Annotated in this window: 3 protein-coding genes; 1 reads left to right on the forward strand and 2 read right to left on the reverse strand. The window is 34.1% G+C overall.

Annotated features, from left to right (window positions below):
- Window positions 1–233 precede the first annotated feature (233 nt).
- Window positions 234–485 carry a hypothetical protein gene (locus tag FTV42_RS16865; protein WP_004969151.1) on the forward strand — a complete coding sequence of 84 codons (252 nt, stop codon included), beginning with the start codon at window positions 234–236 and terminating at the stop codon, window positions 483–485.
- A gap of 23 nt (window positions 486–508) precedes the next feature.
- On the opposite strand, the gene FTV42_RS16870 is transcribed toward FTV42_RS16865, so the two are convergent.
- Window positions 509–823, reverse strand: coding sequence for a BrnA antitoxin family protein (locus FTV42_RS16870; protein ID WP_096902543.1), 315 nt, complete (start codon window positions 821–823; stop codon window positions 509–511).
- The gene (locus tag FTV42_RS16875) at window positions 786–1,097 is read right to left on the reverse strand and encodes a BrnT family toxin (RefSeq protein ID WP_096902542.1); all 312 of its coding nucleotides are present in this window, start codon (window positions 1,095–1,097) and stop codon (window positions 786–788) included. Before FTV42_RS16875 ends, FTV42_RS16870 begins: the two co-directional genes overlap by 38 nt.
- Window positions 1,098–1,434 lie beyond the last annotated feature (337 nt).

The following is a 1,434-nucleotide window of genomic DNA, read 5'->3' on the forward strand; positions in this document are numbered from 1 at the left end:
GACCGACAATCGTTTAAGTTCTTTATCCGACATAGACACCAACATATCAAACCGTCCGCTTCGATAATCGCAAAAGCGCATATTCTAAAAGCGGACATTTTTACTTTGGAGAAACCGGACATTTCTACTTTGGGCTTACAATGCAAATTTCGTATAAGAGATTTTATGTTAAATAAGACTATTAAGATCAGTTATAATTATCCAATAAGTGATTAAAAATAATAAGGTAATTTATGTCTACATGGGTGTGGGTACTTATTTATTTGGCAGTTAGCTTAATGTTCAAATGGATTATTTCATGGGGTGGAGCTGATTATATTAAAGGCTGGAAGAGTATCTTTTTCTTAGATATGGAATCAAGCTCATGGAATGAAGAACAGCTTAGAGCTATGGCTTTGTTTCTATGGATAGCATTTACCATTCTTTTTATTATAGGTTTAATTTACCCCGAATTTAGATTCTATAAGCTTAAAAATAGTTTGTAAAAAACGGAGCTTAAGCTCCGTTTTTATGGGTGATTTTTTAAATCATTCAGCATTGCATCACGTAAAATCTTATTCATACGTGTCTGATAGCCTTTGCCTTGTGCTTTTAGCCATTGCATGACATCTGCATCAATGCGTACTGTAGTCACTTGTTTAGTTGGCTTATAAAACGGATTTTGGACAGCATTTTTCCAAAAGCTTTCATCAAGTTCAGGAATGTCGGAAAAGTCTATTTCACTGTCTGCGCGTTTAGCCAGAGCTTCAAGTCTTGCCTTTTGTTCTTCAGACAAAACAGGAGGTTTATTCAAATCTACTTTGTACGTAACGGTTTTGCTCATACTGTTTCCTCTCTTTTTTCTCTGCCTGTCGTGCCGAAATAATGCGGATATGATCCATCCCATTATGGTCTTGTACTGTGTGGGCCACCAATAAAACAGCTTGCCCATGTACCATACCTATCGCTTGCCAACGATATTCACCATTTTCAAAGCGATCCTGTTTATATAAGGCATGAGCATCGTAAAAAACCAATGTCGCATCTTCAAAAGCTATACCATGCTTTTTAAGGTTTATTTCTGCTTTATGCTCATCCCATGAAAACTCAATTTCCATAGTTGCATCGCTTTTTGTTAATATAAAAATGTTAATACAAAATTGTAAATTTTGCAAAGTTCTTCCATTTTTTATTGGCAAAAGCTTACAGAATCGAACATAAAAAAGCCGACTTGTTTCAAAATCGACTTTTTGCTGATTTCTTAGCCATGACTAAATTTTTAAGTCATTGATATTTATACTAATATACAAGTGTATTGCGTATAACCACCATTATGTTAAATGTATAACTTTATAAAGTGTTAATTTTAAAGTCTTCCAATGTTTTGCCTTTTTCTTCTAATAAATTATGAACAAACTCAGGCTCTAATTTCAGCATCAGTTCAATAGCATCATG

Origin of the sequence: Acinetobacter sp. YH16052 (genome assembly GCF_013417155.1) — a bacterium.
Taxonomy (GTDB): Bacteria; Pseudomonadota; Gammaproteobacteria; order Pseudomonadales; family Moraxellaceae; genus Acinetobacter.

Coding starts and splice junctions, on each gene's coding strand:
- FTV42_RS16870 (WP_096902543.1), bottom strand. CDS start 823: ATGAGCAAAACCGTTACGTACAAAGTAGATTTGAATAAACCTCCTGTT.
- FTV42_RS16865 (WP_004969151.1), top strand. CDS start 234: ATGTCTACATGGGTGTGGGTACTTATTTATTTGGCAGTTAGCTTAATG.
- FTV42_RS16875 (WP_096902542.1), bottom strand. CDS start 1,097: ATGGAAATTGAGTTTTCATGGGATGAGCATAAAGCAGAAATAAACCTT.